The sequence below is a fragment of the Ensifer sp. LBL genome (assembly GCF_050435225.1).
Classification (GTDB): Bacteria; Pseudomonadota; Alphaproteobacteria; order Rhizobiales; family Rhizobiaceae; genus Ensifer.
On the sequence record NZ_JBNDJY010000001.1, the window covers coordinates 437245 to 452050 of the forward strand.

Sequence of the window (14806 nt, forward strand, 5' to 3'; positions counted from 1 at the left end):
CGGGAAGGACCGTTTGCACGGCTTCGCCTCTTGGTGATCGGGACGACAGCCGATCGCGGCAACGCGCGTCGAAGAGTGACGCCCATGGGCCGATCAACTGTCGTTCAAGCGCGTATCAGGCGGAGAAAACCGTTGGTGGCGCCCTTGGCCCGGCTCCGGTCAAGAGCACCGAGCGAACGAAGCCGAAATCGCCGGCCGGAGCGGAAAGTGGAGCCGTCCGGGCTTGTGACGGCAAGGCGACCGGGTAAGGCGCCGGCAGGTCGGCGGGCGCAACCAGGCAGCAGGACTGGCATCCATGCCCCTTCGTGCCACCTTTTCCATCGGGGTCGTCGTGGCCCGAGAGGCAAAGATCGGCAAGGCTGCCATCGGGGAGCACGTAGGCGGTCGCATCCGGCGACCGCGGCATGGCAGCGGCCGGCTGCTGGATCAAGGCCGAAACGACGAGAACCAGCGCGCAAAGCATGCGCGCCGCCAAGTTCGTCAACCGATCCCCCAAAATCCCTGCCAAATCTATCCCCAAACCGACCAGCGACAGCTAAAGATCCGCGGCCGCAAAGGCAAGCCGGCAAAGCGCCGCACGGCGCATCAAAAGATTTCATGTGTGCTATCAGCGCCGCCCGCTTCCGTCGCCCCCGGCGCTTGCCTAAGACAGACGACAACGCAGGACGGGAGGAAATCGACATGCTGACGATCTATGGGGTCTATCGCTCGCGCGCATCGCGCAATTACTGGATGGCGCGGGAGCTCGGCATCCCTTTCCAATCGGTGCCGGTCATCCAGGCGCGCCGTGTCGCCGATCCTCTGGCTGCCGATGCGCCGATCAACACCAAGTCGCCCGCTTTCCTCGCCGTCAACCCGATGGGGCTGATCCCCGCGATCGAGGATGACGGCGTGGTGCTGACGGAATCGCTTGCCAACAATCTCTATCTCGCGCGCAAACACGGCGGGCCACTGGCGCCTGCCGATATCGCCGAGGAAGGCCTGGTCGGCAACTGGACGATGTGGGGGGCGACCGAGGTCGAGCCGCACGCCGTGGAGATCATCCTGACCTACGACTACGGGACCGAGAACACCGACGAAGGCAAGACGACGATCGCCAGATGCGTGACGTCGCTCGACAAAGTCTTTGCCCGCATGGAAAGCCACCTTGACGGACGCGACTATCTCGTCGGCGATCGCTTCACCGTCGCCGACCTCAATCTCGCGGAGGTCTTCCGCTACGCCATGAGCCAGACGCAGCTGTTCGAAAAGCATCCGCGGGTTTCGGCCTGGCTTGCCCGCTGCCATGCCCGCCCAGCCTTCAAGGCGATGATGGAAGAACGGCTGAAAGAGTTGGCGGACTGAGGAGCGGTCAATAGGGGGCCTTCCCGCGATCAGCCCATGGTCGCCGCGTTAAAGCCAACACGCGGCGCCTTGATGTCGAGCAGGCGCATGCCCTCCTCCACCTCGTCACGAACCCAGCGCTTGAACGCCTTGGCGCCCTTGCTTTCGCGCCGTGACGGCGCGCTGACGAAGTAATGGCCGAAACCCGTCGGCACCCGGATGCCGAACGGCACCACCAAGCTGCCCTGCGCGATCGCAAAGCCGGCGAGCGTCTGCCAGGCGAGCATCACCCCCTGCCCGGAGATCGCCGCATCGAGCACCAGCGACGCCTCGTTGAAGGTGTGGCGCACATTCATTTCCGCGCCCGAGAGCCCGACTTCGCGGAGCCACACCTCCCAGCTGAACATCGAATGGCCGTCGATAACGGCCGGCAGTTTTAGAATATCTGCAGGCTTCCGAAGCCCTTCGGCCATCGCCGGCGAACAGACCGGAAAAACCTCCTGCTGCAACAGCGGCTCGGACTTCACCCCCGGCCATTCCCCCGTTCCGACACGGATGCCGACATCCACGTCCGACGTGTCGAGATTGACGAGCTTGGTCGTCGCGTCGATGCGCAGGCGAATGTCGGGATGGCGTTCGGCAAAACGATTGAGCCGATAAACCAGCCAGCGGGCGGCAAAGACCGGCGCGACCGAGATCGTCAGCACCGACTCGTCGCGGCGACGCGCCGAAGCCACGGCCTCCGCCAGTTCGTGAAAGGCATTGCCGATGCGCGCGAGGAAGCGCTGGCCGAAATCGGTCGGCACGAGGCCGCGCGGCGTGCGCTCGAACAAGACGCGGCCGAGCTGGGCCTCCGCCTTGGCGATCTGCTGGCTGACGGCGCCCGGGGTCACGCCCAATTCTTCCGCCGCGGCAGCCAGCGATCCCAGCCTGCCGGCAGCCTCGACGGCGCGCAGCCCGTTCAAATGCACGGAATTCAGATCTCTCATATAGTTTTTCTAAACACGATCTCTGCCATTCTCAATTGAAAAGATGACGGGACAGGCGGATCATCCAAGCATCGAAAGGATGGTCCGCCATGTTTAGGCTTCTCTCGAAACTGACGCCGCTCAAAACATCCGACGACCGAAAGGACGATGCGCCGCTCGCCTGGGCGCGCGATCCGCTGCAGCATCCAGATCTCGAACGGATGGATGGGCGCGAACTCGGTGACCTGCCCTTCCCGGGCTGGCCGTGGCCACGCACGGCGGAGTGCACCGGCAGCCGCCTCTAGGACCTGCGGCTTTGAAGCTGCACTATGATATGCTGGCCGGATGAGCGACGATCTCGAGCGCAACTTCATCCGTGTCGTCAGGCTGGCGGAGGCAGCCGGCCTGCCCGAAGTGACGATCGGCACGTCCTATGGTACGCCGGCGCTGTTGGTGAAAGACAAGAGTTTTGTGCGCATGAAGGATGGCGAGACGCTGGTCGTCATGTGCGCGCTCGAAGAAAAGGAAATGCTGCTGGAGCTCGACCCGGGGCTCTACTTTCAAACGGATCACTACAAGGGCTGGCCCGCTATGCTGGTGCGGTTTTCGGAAATCGACGACCAGAGCCTAACCGGGCGGCTGGTTGCCGCCTGGCGCGAGAAGGCGCCAAAGCGGCTCGCCGCGAGCTTCCTCGAGCGAGGTCAGGCTCCGCCGCCGACCTTGTAGACCAGGCAGACCTTGCCACCATCCAGCCGCTTCGCGTCATCGAGCTGCACATGATGGCGCTCCACCACGGTGTCGAACAGCGCCTTGCCCTTGCCGACCACGAGCGGGTGGATGGTGAGACGCAGTTCGTCGATCAGGCCGTGGTCCATCAGGCTCGACACCGTGCGCGCGCCGCCGACGACATAGATGGTGCGGCCCGGCGCCCGCTTGAGCGCCTCGATTTCGGAGGCGTCGCGCACGATCCTGGCGTTTTCCCATTCGACGTCGGAACGGGTTTTCGAGAGGACGTAATGCGGCGTGCCAAGTGCGAAGTCCGCGTATTCGACTTCTTCAGGCGTCGGCAGCTGGCCGGTGAACTCCAGTGGCGCATGCGGGTCGCGCTTGATCGCGCTCCAATATTGCTCGTAGCCCGAATACATGCCGCTCCCAAGGACGCAAGCGTCGATCTCGGGCAGGAGGTCGAACGTATCCGACCAGGAATCGACCCAATCCGTATAGCCATCCGGCCCATCGATCAGACCGTCGATGGACATCTGCATGCCTGCAACCACCTTGCGCATCGTCATTGCCTCCCTGTTGGCGTTACACGCCAAGGACGTGCGGCAGAGAGAACGCCCGACATCACCGGCAAAATAATCCTGGCTATGCGGGGACACATCATCGAACGGACGGCCCTTCCATTTCGAAGCCGGCGCCTATACCGGTTAAGCGAACAGCCGGACAGGTATTCCCATGATCGTTCGCAACCGCCCTACCCTTTTGAAACTCTTCTTCATCCTCCGAGGGTCGGTCATCCAGCGGATCTTTCCGCAAGTGCTGTTCGTCTTTGCCCTCTCTGCCCTTGTCGTCTGGGCGCACCGCGTCGATCCAGGCCTCGTGCCGAGCGTCAACAGCGGCCCCTTCGCGCTGCTCGGCATCGCACTCTCCGTGTTTCTCGGCTTCCGCAACAATGCCTGCTACGACCGCTGGTGGGAGGCGCGAAAGGACTGGGGACAATTGATCTTTACCGCGCGCGACCTCGCCCGCCAGACGCTGATCCTTGCCGAGGCCGAGCGGCAGCGGCTGCTCGACATCACGATCGCCTTTGGCCACGCACTGGTCTGCCATCTGCGGCCTGGGAGCGATGTCGGCAGGCCGCTGGCGCGGTTGCCGGCGGATCTTTCTGCCGGCTACAAGGCCAGCCGCAACGGACCGGATTTTCTGCTGCGCGAAATGGGCCGCATTCTCGCCGGCCTGCGGGGAACCGGGACGATCAGCGATTTTCAGTGGGCGCAGCTGGATGGCACGCTCGGCAGGATGTCGGCCATGCTCGCGGCCTGCGAGCGGATCCGCAACACACCTGTGCCGTTCGGCTATACGCTGCTCCTGCACCGCACGGCCTATCTCTTCTGCTTCCTGCTGCCTTTCGGCTTTGCCGATGCGCTCGGCTGGGCGACGCCGTTTATCACCGCGCTCGTCGCCTACACCTTTTTCGGCCTCGACGCGCTCGGCGACGAGCTGGAGGAGCCGTTCGGCGTGTTGCCGAACGACCTTCCGATCGTCGCTCTTGCCGAAACGATCGAAATCAATCTGCGCGAGGCGCTCGGCGAGACCGACCTTCCGCCTTTACCGCAGCCGAAGAACTACATCCTGATGTAGCCGCCGCTACCGAGGCGTCACACCTTCAGTGTCGCCAGCACCCGGGCGACGGCCGGGCGTGCGGTCATGCGGTTGCGATGATCAACGATTTTGGGGAAGCGCGCGGGATCCACACCATCGGGCTCGATCCAGCCGGCGACGGTGAAAAGATAGGGATCGGCGATCGAATAGCTGTCACCAAAAACGAACGGCCCTTCGAACATCTTGCTTTCGATCAGTTCGTAGCAGGCGGTCATGTTGGAGGCGACCTTGGCCTTCATGGCCTCATGCGCGGCCGGATCGTCGGCCCAGCGTGCACCGCGGCGACCATGGGCGTGGGCGATATGCACCGTCGAGCAGAGGTAATTCAGAAACGACTGCAGTTGCGCGAAGGCGAAGGCGTCGTTCGCCGGAGCGAGTTTCGCGGCCGGAAAGGCCTGCGCGATATAGGTCAGGATCGCCGGCGTTTCGGTGATGACGCCCCGGTCGGTCAGGAGTGCGGGGACCCGCGCTTTCGGGTTCACCGCGAGATAGTCGGGCTTGGTCTGCTCGGCTGTCGAGAAATCGACACGGCGCGCCTCATACTCGGCACCTGCTTCTTCCAGCGCGATATGCGAGGCCAATGAACAGGTTGCGGGGGCGTAGAACAGTTTCAACACTTTAAGCTCTCCTCTGCGATCATGCGGACCGGTTTACGTGATGTCGATCAACCGATCCGGCTCTGTCAATTGCGGTGGGTCGACGCGGCATGCGAACGGAGACCCGGGCGCTTCCTGCCGTGTCGCTCCGAAGCAAAGACCGGCCGCAGAAGAAAGGAAGTCACCTCGATTGACAAGCAGAAGTGGCAAGGCGGCGAAGGATCGCTGCCATCCGCCGTCGTTAGGGGTGCCCGGCAGGCTGCAACTGCCGGGTCTTGCACGCTCACGCGACCAGCGGCTCGCTGCAGCCGGGTACGTCCACAAGGCGATAATAGACGGGAATTCCGCGTTCACGGGCGATGCGCACGTCGTTGTCCGCCCCCTTGCTGTCGCCCGGCAGGCGCAGAACCGCATCGCAAAGCGCCAGCAATCGGCCCGCCACCGGATGAAAAATCTCCTCATAGAGGTCGTCGCCGATCCGCGCGCCGCCGGCCGCATGCCAGACCGGCAGCGCCACCCACTCGCCGATCATTGGCACATGGCCCGCCTTGAACAGCGCATAGGACGGCTCTTCCAGCTGCTTCAGATTGGCGGCCATTTTCGCCGGGTCGTCACCGGTTCCCGAACGATAGGGGCCCGCGATCAAGATCAGCATTTTTCTCTCCCGAGATGCGATGAACGATCCAGATTATTCTGGAATATTCATGATATTTCGTGCAATATCGTGAAGAGTCAAGGAGACATTTCATGCTGACTATACAGAGGCGGGCTTTGATTTCGGCGCGATTGGCACGCGACGGCGAGGTCGTCGCCAAGCGCATGGCCGACGAGTTGAACCTGTCCGAGGACACGATCCGGCGCGATCTGCGCGAAATGGCGGCGGAGGGACTGCTGAAGCGGGTGCATGGCGGCGCGCTGCCCCTGGTGCCGCCGCTGCCCAACTTTGCGGCGCGTCAGGAGATTGCCGGCGACGTCAAGCGCCGGCTCGGACAAAAGGCGGCTGCGATGATCGAGGCCGGTCAGACGATCTTTCTCGATGGCGGCACGAGCAATGCAGAGATTGCCCGGGCGCTGCCGCGCGACATGCGGCTGACCGTCGTCACCCACAGCCCGACGATCGCCGCCGAGCTTGAGCGCCACGAGGCGGAGGTGATCCTGATCGGCGGGCGGCTCTACAAGCATTCGATGGTTGCGACAGGAGCCGCAGCGGTTGCAGCGATTGCCGGTATCCGCGTCGACCTGTTCTTCCTCGGCGTCACCGCCATTCATCCGGCCCACGGTGTTTCGACCGGCGACTTCGAGGAGGCGGCCGTCAAGCGGGCCATCCTTGGCCAGGCCGCAGAAACCTATGTGCTCGCAACGACGGAAAAATTCGATGCGGTCTCGCCGCACCACGTGGCCGCGATCCCTGAACTCTCGGGCTTCATCGTTCCGAACGAGATCGGTGACGACATGCTCGCCCCTTACGACGGCACGGACATTGCGATCATCGGCGCTTGATGGCGTGCTGCGCCAACGGGCGGACCATCGGAAAATTGAGCGGGCCGAGACGGCCCGCTCCGCTGCGGCTCAGGCGGCGAAGGCGTCGGTCACCCTGACGTCGCCGACATGGATGCCGTTCCAGTTGTGCATGGAATGGTTGGCCTGCGCCATCAGCGCCGCGTGCAGTTCGGGCTCGTCCCGGAAGAAGCGGGCAAGCGTTGCCGCGACCATGGCTTCGGCAGCCCGGGTCGTACCATCCTCACACTTCAGAGCGATGGCGATGCCTTTTTCCGGAATGGCGGCGCAGAACACGCCCTCGGCACCGGTCTTTGCGAAGATGCGGCCAGGCGCCGTCTTCATCAGCCGTGTGCAAGCGCGCTTGGTGCCGGCAACATAGAAGGGCTCGGCCATGCAGGCCGCTATCAGCCGCTTCGAGGCGCGGGCACGTTCGGCTTCGAGGCCGACACCGGTCGCCATCTTCGCGAAGCCGTGTGCGAGCCCTTTCAGCAGTACCGCATAGGTCGGGATCGAGCAGCCGTCGACGCCGCAATTGTCCTTGGCAAGGATCGCGCCCGTCAGGCTTTCCATTGCGCCGCGGATTTCGCGTTGCAGCGGATGCTCGTAGCCGACATACCCCTTTACCTCGGTGCCCGAATGGCAGCAGGCGCAGATGAAGCCGGAATGCTTGCCCGAGCAATTGTTGTGCAGCGCTGTCGGCGCTTCCAGGCTGCGGGCCTGGCCGATCAGGGTTTTCTGGTCGGAAGACCAATGGGCGCCGCATTCGAGCGCCGAGACATCGCGGCCGGCAGCGGCCAGCATCTTGGCGGCCAGTTCCACATGTTCCGGCTCGCCGGAATGGGAGGAACAGGCAAGCGCCAGTTCCCGGTTGCCGAAGCCGTAGGCGTCGGCCGCGCCGCTTTCCATCAACGGCAGCGCCTGCATTGCCTTGCAGGCCGAACGCGGGAAGACGGCACCGTCAGTTTCGCCCAGCGAGAAGACGGTCCGGCCGTCGCCATCGACGGCAATGACTACGCCACGGTGGCGGCTTTCGACGAGGTTTCCGCGGGTAACTTCGACGAGAACGGGATTTGACATGCCTTGCCCTCAAATATCCGAAATTGCTCCGTGCATTTAGCAGGATTTTACCGGCAAGAAACGGAGTTTTCATGAAATTCGCCCGCAGGCTGGCCGCCGCCTTTCTCGTCATCTACCTGCTGCCGGCACTGGCCTCGGCCGGCTGGTGGTACATGCAGGACCGGCCGCAAAGCTGGCGCGACGCCGATTGGTCCTCGGCCGGCATCCTGCCGAAAGCGGCAGAAAGCGCGGACGCGGCAATCTACGTGTTCTCGGCGACCACGGGCGGCATGAAGGGTGCAGTCGCGAGCCACGCCTGGATCGTGACCAAGGATCAGGGCGCTGCCACTTACGATCGCTACGACAAGGTCGGCTGGGGCAAACCAATCCGCAAGAACGGCTATCCGGCGGATGCACGCTGGTACTCGAATGAGCCGCGGCTAGTCGTCTCGGTGACTGGTGCCGACGCCACGCGGCTGATCCCGAAGATCGAGGCGGCAATCGCCAGCTATCCCTATGCTTCGCCCGGCGGCTACCGGATCTGGCCCGGCCCGAACTCCAACACATTCGTCGCCCACGTGCTGCGCACCGTGCCGGAACTCGGCGCCGTCCTGCCGCCGGATGCCGTCGGCCGCGACTATCTGCCGGAGGGCAGGCTGTTCCAGATCGATGCCGACGGGCGCGACCTGCACGCCACACTCTATGGCCTGGCCGGCATCTCGGCCGGTGTTCGCAGCGGTCTCGAGCTGCATTTCTTCGGCCTTGTCGCCGGATTCGACTTCGCCAATCCGGGCATCAAGGTCCCGGCGATCGGACGCATCGGCATATGATGGTGCAGGTTCGACGGGCGATCGCTTAAGTTGAGCGCCGGCGGTTTGCGTTGCATGGTCCGCCGGTCGAATGAGAAGGACGCGCGCGATGCATGAAATACCGATCAGGAGCTTTGCCGTTTCGGTTGTCGTTCTCCGCTCGGCTGGGAGCACCTTCGAGGTACTCCTTCTCAAGCGCACCGGAACACTCGCGGGAACCTGGTGCCAGGTCGCCGGCGCGATCGAAGCGGATGAGACGGCCTGGCAGGCGGGCCTGCGCGAAGTCGAGGAGGAAACGGGGCTGCGGCCCGACCGTTTCTATTCCGCCGACATCTGCGAGCAATTTTACGAGGCCGACCGCAACGCCATCAGCCTGCTGCCCGTGTTCGTCGGCTTTGCGACTGAGAGCGCCACGGTTCGGCTGAATGCCGAACACAGCGACTTTCGTTGGGCAAGCTTTGACGAATGGTGCCCTTTGCGGGGCAGAGGAAAGTGCTGAAGCATGTCCGGGAGGAATTCATCGACAATGAACCGAATCCCTGGCTGCTGATCCAAGACACAGCGCCGGCCGGGTCGCCCGGTTAGGCGAGGCTTGGTCCAGAGCAAGTCCCGAAAATGGAAAAGGGCCGCGCGAGGCGACCCTTCCATGAGTTTTGGCCGTATGACTGGCCCGGGCTGTTAAACCCGAAGGAAGGCGGGGATTACGCCGAGGGCTGCCTCGACATCTTCACCTCTTCCATGCCCTTCACCAAGACCGAAATCTCATTAGACATTGGACCACCTTCCTTTCTGTTCGTTGCTGATGATTTGAAGGTAAGCGATCCGTCAGCGATTACAAGGGCGACGATGGTCGAAGATCGTTTTCCTCTTCGCCGCCGATCACAGGCCCGACGATCGTTCCGATCACAGGGACATGATGATCTTGCCGATATGGTCGCCCTCCTCCATCTGTCGATGCCCGTCGGCAACCGCGCTGAAGGGCAGGACGGAATGGATGACTGGGGCGACCTTGCCTGTTTCCAGCAATGGCCATACCTTTTCCACCAGGCCGTCGCGGATCGCCTGCTTTTCCGCAGCCGTGCGCGGGCGCAGGGCCGAACCCATGACATGCAGCCTTTTGGTCAGGATCGGCGCGATGTTCGCGCCTTCGACCTTGGCCCCACCGAGGAAGGCGATGATCGACAGGCGGCCGTCCTTGGCGAGCGAGCCGATGTTGCGGTCGAAGTAACGGCCCCCGACCATGTCGAGAATGACGTCGACGCCGCGACCGCCGGTCTCCTCGAGTACGACCGTCTTGAAGTCCTCGTCGCGATAGTTGATCGCGCGCCTCGCGCCGAGTGCTTCGCAGGCCCGGCATTTCTCGCCACTCCCGGCCGTCACGAAGACCTCGGCGCCGAAGGCCTTGGCAAGCTGGATCGCCGTCGTGCCGATGCCACTGGAACCGCCGTGGATGAGGATCGTCTCACCCGCCTTCAGGCCGGCCATGTCGAAGACATTGGCCCAGACGGTGAAAAAGGTTTCCGGCAGGGCGGCCGCCTTCACGGCGTCATAACCCCTGGGCCAGGCGAGCGCCTGGGTCGCGGGCACTGCCGTATATTCCGCATAGCCGCCGCCATTGGCGAGCGCGCAGACCTTGTCACCGATGCGGAACCCTTGAGCCCCCTCGCCGATCGCCACGACTTCGCCTGCCACTTCCAGGCCGAGGATCGGGCTTGCGCCAGGCGGCGGCGGGTAGTCACCCTTGCGCTGCAAGACGTCCGGACGATTGATGCCCGCCGCCTCCACCCGAACGAGGATGTCGCCGGGCTTGAGCCCTGGCAACGGCCCCTTGGCGAGCACCATGTTTTCAGGCCCGCCCGGGGCCGGAAGGTCGACGAATTGCATTTCCAATGGAAGAGACATGGCACTACCTCGCGAATTCTCAAGGCGCATAGGTAGCGCCGGAAACGCGAGGCGAAAAGGCTGATTGTCGAACGACCGGTCGTCGAAAGCGCAGCTCAGCCGCCGAGTGCATCCATGACAAGACCGGTATCGCTCGCCTTGGCGCGCGACTTGATCTCGGCGATGCGGGCGCTGACGGCCTGGGCGTCGGAGAAAACAAAGCCTTCGGGCAGCCCCAGGACGGCAATCGAGCAGCGCATCAGCGGAAAATCCTTCGCCGAGCCGTCACGGCCGTATCCGCTGATGCGGCCCTCCGCCTGATGCTCCGGCGAATAGAGCTGGCCTACGTCAGAGCGGAAATCGTCGAGCAGGCGGTTCAGCACCGCCTCCAGTTCCTCGACCGAACAGCCGCTGACACCGACGAAGAAGTCGTCGCCGCCGACATGGCCGAGGAATTTCTCCTCGCCGATGAAATGGCGGCGCAACAGGGCGGCAAAGAGCGTGATCGCGAGATCGCCCTTCTGGAAACCGTAGGTATCGTTGAAGGGCTTGAAGTCGTCGAAATCGCAATAGCAGAAGTAACGCGCATGATCGCCGTCGAGGATCGCGTCCTGGACATAGTCGCGGATGGCGCGGTTGCCGGGCAGACCCGTCAGCGGGTTCTGCTCCTGCGCCATCTTCAGTTGTTTTTCGTTGATGATCTTCAGAAGCGACGAGGCCGAGAGCGTGCCGGCGTAGCGCATGTTTTCCGTCAGGATCAGGCAATCGCTGCCGTCCATTCCGGCGAAGATCTTCAGCATCTCATCCGCCGGCGTGTCGAGATCGGCGATCGGCGCCGGGCTTGCGAAGTGCGAGATCCGCCGCTGGTAGATGCGGTTCTTCAGGAGATCGCGGCCGAAGGGGTGATAGATCAGCTCCTTGACGTGATATTCGTGCAGGATGCCGCGCGGCTCGCCATTGGCATTCAGGACTGGGAAGAAGCCCTGGCGCGGATTGCGCCGGAAGAGATCGAAGACGGAATCGAGCTCGTCACTCTCGCGAACGGTCGGCAGTTGCTCGATCTGCTTGCGGATCAGGATGCCGTCGAGCGAAGACGAGGACCGCCGGCTGGCGACGCTCTGATCGAGATGCGGATAGGCGGGCAGAAGCTCGCTCAGATGCGTCGTCGGCCGGGCGACGTAGTAGCCCTGCACCAGATCGCAGCCGAGGTCGCGGCAGGTGAGGAATTCCGCCTCGGTCTCGACGCCTTCGGCAATCACCCGGGTGCCAAGCACATGGGCGGTGTTGACCGTGTGGCGGACCAGATGGCGCTTGCGGGCATCGGCCTCGATGCCGGAGATGAAATGTCTGTCGATCTTCACATAATCGACGGGCTGGTCGCAGAGGAGCTTCAGCCCGTTGAAGCCGGCGCCGAAATCGTCAATCGCCAGCTTGAAGCCGGCAAGGCGGAGATCGCGCACGAGGGCCGAGAAATCCGGCATCTTCCCGCCATCGAAGCGCTCGGAAAGCTCGAAGCAGAGCGACGACGGGGCGATGTTGGCGCGCTTCAGGTGGTTGACGAGGCGTTCGACAATGTCGCCTTCGCCGCCGACAAGGCGCGAGTCGAAGTTGAGAAAGAGCGTGCGGGCGGAATGATCGGGCAGCGTCGCAAAGCCGGCGACGGCGCGGCTGTTGATCATATGCTCGAGCGCCAGCAGTTGCCCCTCTTCTTCCGCCTTGTCGAGCAGCTCCAGCGGCGAGGCAAAGCCGAGCTTCTGGAAGCCGCGCATCAGGGATTCGTAGCCGAAGACGGTGCCGGTCGCCGCTTCCGCGATCGGCTGGAAGGCGGTTTCGATCACCAGCTTGGCGAGCGTTACGATCTGGTCGTCGCCGAACCGGCGCAACGAGAGAATTTCGGCGGGGGCGGCGGACATGCCGGGCTCCAGAAATATGGGACGGACGGTCGAACGCCGGCAGCATGGCCAGCAAGCGTCAACGAAGTCTTTCCCCATTATGAAGCTTTGATGAAAGCTATGTGACAGCGGCCACTGCGCCAATCAGATGCAAACACTCTAATGAAATCAGTGGTTTCATGAGCAAGTCCTGTGATCGGTCGGCATCTGCGCAATGTTGACCGTCGAGCCAGGATGGCATCAGCCGAGAACGAGCAATGCCAGGTATCCGGCACCGATAACAAGGCAGAGCGGACCGTAGATGCGACGGTCGAGCGTCACGAAGGGCTCCGTGCCGTGGCGCTGGTGAAAGGCGGTGGTGTAGGCCAGGAGACCACGGGCGACGAAGACGGCGGCGAGCCCCGCAAGGCCGCCATAGGCAAGGACCGGTGGCAACATGTCCGCAAAGACTGGCGTCACGGACAAGGGCAGGATCGCTGCCGCAAAGAGCAGTGCGACGACGACCAGCGTTAGCCAGGCCGGCGGCATCACCGACCGGTGCTTCGTGCCGACCACCGTGCGCACCAGCGTCTCCTCGTCGTCACAGGGCCAATGTCCGCCGAAAGCCCAGTAGGCATGCAGCCCGGCGATACCGGAAAGGACGAGGAAAAGCAGGATCGCGATTGCCGTCGACATGATGGTTCCTTGCTTGCCTATGGGCGGACCGCCTCAAGCGGCCATGGTTGACGGAGACCCTTTGCCCGAGCGCACGCCGATCGCCGCGAGCGCGGCCATGAGGAGAAAAGCCGCCCATTGCGGCGTGGTCGAGAGAGAACCGAGATAGGCAAGGCCGTAACCGATGAAGAGCACCGCATAGGCGAGATATTGCACGATCACCGCAGCGGCGAGCGGCACACGGTAACGTCCGTTCACGGCGGCAACCAGCAGGGCAAAACTGTTGATCAGGAGGATGGCGCTCGTCGCGTGCCAGAGAAGCGAGACATAGGTCTTGAGCAGCGCCGACGGGCTGCTTGCAAGCAAGGGCACATGCACCTCCGGCCCGCCGGCAAAGAGATGAATTCCCGTTGTCACCAGGGACAGGGTGCCCGCTGCCAGAAGCCATTTGCTCATGCGTTCGCCTCCAATCGCCACCATACGGTAGCGTATGTACGCCACCTGGTTGCATCCGTCAATACGGTGACGTATGGAAGCTCATGGCAACAAAAAACACTTTGACGGGCGATGATTGGATCAAGGCCGCCTTCCGCGCACTGACGACGGGCGGCGTGCAGGCGATCCGCGCCGAGGCGATTGCGCGCGACCTGAAGGTCAGCAAGGGCTCCTTCTATTGGCATTTCAAGGATGTGCCCGACCTGAAGGCAAAAATGCTTGCCCACTGGGCGCGCGAAGCGACAGACGCGATCATCGCGGAAATCGAAGCCTTGGAAGTACCGGCGCGAGAGCGACTGCGGTTGCTGGTGCATGCCGCGACCGACGAACGCAGCCTTCCCTATGGCGGCTTGCTGACGGACGGCGCGGTCCGCGAATGGGCGCGCTTCGACGCCATGGCCGCGACGACCCTTAAGTCCGTCGACGAAAGCCGCCTCGGCTACATCGCCGTCCTGCTCGGTGATTGCGGATTTTCGTCAGCTGAGAGCCGCAGCGGCGCCAGCGCGCTCTATGGCGCGCTGATCGGACTTGAGGCACTCGCCGCGAGCGGCCTTGCCGATCTTCGCGGCGACCTGCTCCGGCTGCTCGAGGCGCTGCTTGGCAGCAGAGCCTCAAGCTAAACTCAGCCCTTTGCCAAAACGCCGAAGGCGATCAGCGACAAGCCCTGCATGACGAGGTCGACGGCGAGGAACAGGCCGAGGATCCAGAGGCTGTTGACCGGCCAGCCGGCAGCGATGATCAGGCCGGCCACAAGCGTGACCAAACCGCCGAGCGCAACCCAGCCCCAGCCCTGCAGCGGCCTGAGCTTCAGGCCGACCCAGATGCGGAAGCAGCCGGCGACGATCAAGGCGATCGCCATGATAAAGGTGAGGAAGGACGAGGCGAGCACGGGGTTGATGAAGGCAAACAGGCCGGCGATCATGTAGCAGGCGCCGCTCAGGCCCCAGTAGAGCACGCTGTCCCAGCCCTTCACCTGAAAGGCGTGGGCGAGATTGAACAGCCCGCCGACCAGCATGATGATCCCGACATAATAGACGGACGCGACCGTCGCCATCAGCAGATTGCCGAAGGCAAGGCCGCCGCACATGATCAACAGCACGCCAAGGGCGACGAACCACCCCCATTTACCGGCAACCGCTGACTTGTCGGCTCGATCGAATGCGTGGGTCATCTCAACCTCCAGTCCTTTGCAACGCGAGATCGCTAACGCGGGGATTGAGCCGGATTTCTGCACAAAAGGAAAGCGA

The 14806-nt window shown here is 63.3% G+C and carries 19 protein-coding genes; 8 read left to right on the forward strand and 11 right to left on the reverse strand.

Features of this window, described 5'->3' with window-relative positions:
* Positions 1-115 precede the first annotated feature (115 nt).
* Complete coding sequence (locus tag OKW20_RS02160; RefSeq protein ID WP_429169892.1) at positions 116-484, reverse strand: hypothetical protein; 369 nt, start codon at positions 482-484, stop codon at positions 116-118.
* 197 nt (positions 485-681) lie between these two features.
* Here OKW20_RS02160 and OKW20_RS02165 point away from each other — a divergent pair, with 197 nt between their 5' ends.
* Positions 682-1344 (forward strand): glutathione S-transferase family protein, encoded by a 663-nt coding sequence (locus tag OKW20_RS02165; protein WP_429169894.1) that lies wholly within the window; start codon positions 682-684, stop codon positions 1342-1344.
* Between the two features lie 29 nt (positions 1345-1373).
* On the opposite strand, the gene OKW20_RS02170 is transcribed toward OKW20_RS02165, so the two are convergent.
* On the reverse strand, positions 1374-2312 hold the full coding sequence (locus OKW20_RS02170; protein ID WP_429169896.1) for a LysR substrate-binding domain-containing protein: 939 nt from the start codon (positions 2310-2312) through the stop codon (positions 1374-1376).
* Positions 2313-2401: 89 nt separating this feature from the next.
* On the opposite strand from OKW20_RS02170, the gene OKW20_RS02175 reads away from it, so the two are divergent.
* Both OKW20_RS02175 and OKW20_RS02180 read left to right on the forward strand, forming a co-directional pair.
* Positions 2402-2596, forward strand: coding sequence for a hypothetical protein (locus tag OKW20_RS02175; protein WP_034789229.1), 195 nt, complete (start codon positions 2402-2404; stop codon positions 2594-2596).
* A gap of 40 nt (positions 2597-2636) precedes the next feature.
* Positions 2637-3017: an MmcQ/YjbR family DNA-binding protein gene (locus OKW20_RS02180; protein WP_429169898.1), complete on the forward strand. Its 381-nt coding sequence runs from the start codon at positions 2637-2639 to the stop codon at positions 3015-3017.
* Here the strand turns inward: OKW20_RS02180 and OKW20_RS02185 are convergent.
* A complete protein-coding gene (locus OKW20_RS02185; RefSeq protein ID WP_429169901.1) occupies positions 2993-3583 on the reverse strand; it encodes a dihydrofolate reductase family protein in 591 nt (196 codons plus the stop codon). The two genes, OKW20_RS02180 and OKW20_RS02185, sit on opposite strands and share 25 nt — an antisense overlap.
* Positions 3584-3749: 166 nt before the next feature.
* Here OKW20_RS02185 and OKW20_RS02190 point away from each other — a divergent pair, with 166 nt between their 5' ends.
* A complete protein-coding gene (locus OKW20_RS02190; RefSeq protein WP_429169903.1) occupies positions 3750-4655 on the forward strand; it encodes a bestrophin family protein in 906 nt (301 codons plus the stop codon).
* A gap of 17 nt (positions 4656-4672) precedes the next feature.
* On the opposite strand, the gene OKW20_RS02195 is transcribed toward OKW20_RS02190, so the two are convergent.
* On the reverse strand, positions 4673-5293 hold the full coding sequence (locus OKW20_RS02195; protein WP_429169906.1) for a glutathione S-transferase family protein: 621 nt from the start codon (positions 5291-5293) through the stop codon (positions 4673-4675).
* Positions 5294-5555: 262 nt separating this feature from the next.
* On the reverse strand, positions 5556-5927 hold the full coding sequence (locus OKW20_RS02200) for a DUF4406 domain-containing protein (protein WP_429169909.1): 372 nt from the start codon (positions 5925-5927) through the stop codon (positions 5556-5558).
* Positions 5928-6019: 92 nt separating this feature from the next.
* Between OKW20_RS02200 and OKW20_RS02205 the strand changes: the two genes are divergently transcribed.
* Positions 6020-6772, forward strand: a complete 753-nt coding sequence (locus OKW20_RS02205) for a DeoR/GlpR family DNA-binding transcription regulator (RefSeq protein WP_043620045.1) — start codon at positions 6020-6022, stop codon at positions 6770-6772.
* A 69-nt stretch (positions 6773-6841) separates the two neighbouring features.
* On the opposite strand, the gene OKW20_RS02210 is transcribed toward OKW20_RS02205, so the two are convergent.
* Positions 6842-7849 (reverse strand): asparaginase, encoded by a 1008-nt coding sequence (locus OKW20_RS02210; RefSeq protein WP_429169912.1) that lies wholly within the window; start codon positions 7847-7849, stop codon positions 6842-6844.
* A gap of 71 nt (positions 7850-7920) precedes the next feature.
* Between OKW20_RS02210 and OKW20_RS02215 the strand changes: the two genes are divergently transcribed.
* Together OKW20_RS02215 and OKW20_RS02220 are read left to right on the forward strand one after the other, a co-directional pair.
* Complete coding sequence (locus OKW20_RS02215) at positions 7921-8658, forward strand: DUF3750 domain-containing protein (protein ID WP_429169914.1); 738 nt, start codon at positions 7921-7923, stop codon at positions 8656-8658.
* Positions 8659-8746: 88 nt separating this feature from the next.
* A complete protein-coding gene (locus tag OKW20_RS02220; protein WP_429169916.1) occupies positions 8747-9136 on the forward strand; it encodes an NUDIX hydrolase in 390 nt (129 codons plus the stop codon).
* A gap of 404 nt (positions 9137-9540) precedes the next feature.
* Here the strand turns inward: OKW20_RS02220 and OKW20_RS02225 are convergent, their stop codons facing one another.
* The 4 genes from OKW20_RS02225 to OKW20_RS02240 all read right to left on the reverse strand — a co-directional run bounded on the left by OKW20_RS02225 (position 9541) and on the right by OKW20_RS02240 (position 13520).
* On the reverse strand, positions 9541-10539 hold the full coding sequence (locus tag OKW20_RS02225; protein ID WP_429169918.1) for an NAD(P)H-quinone oxidoreductase: 999 nt from the start codon (positions 10537-10539) through the stop codon (positions 9541-9543).
* A 95-nt stretch (positions 10540-10634) separates the two neighbouring features.
* Complete coding sequence (locus tag OKW20_RS02230; protein WP_429169920.1) at positions 10635-12431, reverse strand: EAL domain-containing protein; 1797 nt, start codon at positions 12429-12431, stop codon at positions 10635-10637.
* 219 nt (positions 12432-12650) lie between these two features.
* Positions 12651-13085, reverse strand: coding sequence for a DUF3995 domain-containing protein (locus tag OKW20_RS02235; RefSeq protein ID WP_429169922.1), 435 nt, complete (start codon positions 13083-13085; stop codon positions 12651-12653).
* A 33-nt stretch (positions 13086-13118) separates the two neighbouring features.
* A complete protein-coding gene (locus OKW20_RS02240; RefSeq protein ID WP_429169924.1) occupies positions 13119-13520 on the reverse strand; it encodes a hypothetical protein in 402 nt (133 codons plus the stop codon).
* A gap of 83 nt (positions 13521-13603) precedes the next feature.
* Here OKW20_RS02240 and OKW20_RS02245 point away from each other — a divergent pair, with 83 nt between their 5' ends.
* On the forward strand, positions 13604-14179 hold the full coding sequence (locus OKW20_RS02245; RefSeq protein WP_429169927.1) for a TetR/AcrR family transcriptional regulator: 576 nt from the start codon (positions 13604-13606) through the stop codon (positions 14177-14179).
* 2 nt (positions 14180-14181) lie between these two features.
* Here the strand turns inward: OKW20_RS02245 and OKW20_RS02250 are convergent, their stop codons facing one another.
* Positions 14182-14730 carry an HdeD family acid-resistance protein gene (locus OKW20_RS02250; protein ID WP_429169929.1) on the reverse strand — a complete coding sequence of 183 codons (549 nt, stop codon included), beginning with the start codon at positions 14728-14730 and terminating at the stop codon, positions 14182-14184.
* Positions 14731-14806 lie beyond the last annotated feature (76 nt).